The 1,359-nt window shown below is 51.1% G+C and carries 1 protein-coding gene; it reads right to left on the reverse strand.

Annotated features, from left to right (window positions below):
• Positions 1-438: 438 nt before the first annotated feature.
• On the reverse strand, positions 439-1,359 hold a 921-nt coding region (locus OB13_RS16960), incomplete at its 5' end, for an asparagine synthetase A (RefSeq protein WP_461491369.1).

Genomic DNA, 1,359 nt, shown 5'->3' on the forward strand with positions numbered 1-1,359 from the left:
CACCCCTATGGTCCCCTCAAGGGGACAATCCCTGCCCAAGTAGGTATAGTTGATAGGTATAGCGGGCAGGTATAGCAAGACATCCTAACAACCTCCGCTACGCAGGTATAGCTTGAGCCAGGTGCACTTTGTGGCGCTCCACTGTTCGAGCGTTCAGCGAGTTTGGAGCGTCCTTGATTTTTTGCTTACTTTTTTGTCAAGAAAAAAAGTAGGTGCCCGCCGGACAGGCGAAGCGATGCAACAAGACTAGTATGGAGGCGGATGAAACCGTAATGTCTAAGCTGAGGCCGCTACTACGCCAGCAAAGTAAGTTGCTAACTGCTATAACTCTACAAAAACAAAAAGGCCTGCAAACTCTATTGCAGGCCCTTTATGTTACTACGCTATGTCCGGCCTGGTTTCCCAGGCAATTATTACCATCGTCCATATCTGTGAGGTTTAGAAGATGGCTTCCGCAAATGGTTTGCGCGAAAATACGGTTGCTTCATTTACATCCTTCAGGCGGCAAACAAAACGCGTCATACGCTCTACTCCGAAACCGGCACCGGCTGTTTTAGGCAGCAAACCTGCTTTGGCCACTTCCAGGTAATGCCGGAACGTATCCGTACTGGTACCGAGCTCTTCCATACGCTTCAGTATCTGCTTGTATTCGTGCTCCCGCTCCCCACCGGATAGACCTTCGCCAAAGCCTTCAGGCCAGATCACATCATAGTTCTGGTAGGTACCCCGCTTGGCTGTATCTTCCTTGTCATAGAACTCGCGCTTGTGGTTCAGCAGCCAGAACGGTTCTGTAGCTTCCTGTGATTTCAGCTTTTCATACTCCGGCCCATAAGCCGCTTCCAGCTTCTCGGTGCGGTATACCGGCCATTTCTCATACTGGGGCAGCAACTCACCCCGCAGCTCAAGCAGTAACTCCGGTAACTCCTGGTTCAGACGGGCAAACACAAAATTGACGAGTTCCTCCATAAACTCCATCACAAAAAAGCGGTCCTTGCCCCGGAACTCAAAATCTACCTGCGTGAACTCAAATAAGTGGCGGCCGGTATCGGCACGGTCAGCGAACTCCAGGCGCACGTTTGGCGACACAATGTAGATGCTCTCCAACTCAGGGTTTACCAGGGCCATTTGCTTGTGAAAGATCATGGACTTGGTGAGGCTCCAGCGCTGCTCCGCATAATTGATGGCAGCATCTACTACGCCATGGTTGAGCGGGTCGGTGATCGGGGAGAGCATGAGCGGCATAAGCTGCGTCAGGCCTTTTTTAAACATAAAATCGTGCGTAGCACGAATGATGCCCTGCTGTACTTTGAGTACTTTTGGCAAAGAGGGGCGGCTGAGATGACTTAAAGTTGCATCCAG

The sequence above is a fragment of the Pontibacter sp. HJ8 genome (assembly GCF_054824225.1).